Here is a 579-nt window from a genome sequence, read left to right as displayed (position 1 = left end):
CCCACGCTCGTGGTACCTCCTATTTTCACCTGCGAATAAGCGAACGCAGAAAGAAAAACGGATAATATAATTGCTGTTTTGTGCATGATATTTTCTTTTTTAATTAAAACCTTCAGGAGTTGTAAAACCCTGAAGGTTTAGTTTTACATTAATTCAATAAATCAGTTACGGACAACCCTGAGTGTTGAAACATTTCCAACCTTCTCCTGCTGCAGGTCCTGTATAGATTTTCAGACATCCTGCCCCTGCATTTTCGTCCGTATCAAAAACCATCATTCCCACAACCGGAATCGCTATGGTTGTTTCAGGACTGCTGTTTCTGGTCACCACAAAACCTTTGGTTTTAGATTCCAATGCTGTATAAGCAGAGTTTCTTAGCATTGGCCAGTTTCCGTTGGTCGCTCCTGCTCTACCAAGCAAAGTAACACCATGTCTCACAGGATATGTTGCTCCGGCTACCAATGCGGGATCTTCGTAACATACTGCCTGAATCGTCAGCTTTCCATCCTCTACTTCACCTCCAAAAACAGAACCGGTGGGAAGTGTAATATCAGCGGCATTTTTTGCAATTCTTAATCG

Annotated in this window: 1 pseudogene; it reads right to left on the bottom strand. The window is 42.5% G+C overall.

What is annotated here, in order from left to right:
- Positions 1-165: 165 nt before the first annotated feature.
- Positions 166-579, bottom strand: a pseudogene (locus OMO38_RS20255) (hypothetical protein); the annotation flags it as partial.

This window comes from Chryseobacterium kimseyorum, from assembly GCF_025971945.1.
In the GTDB taxonomy this organism is placed as follows: domain Bacteria; phylum Bacteroidota; class Bacteroidia; order Flavobacteriales; family Weeksellaceae; genus Chryseobacterium; species Chryseobacterium kimseyorum.
The sequence above is the reverse complement of the archived record's forward strand: the minus strand, read 5'-3'. Positions and strand labels throughout refer to the sequence as shown.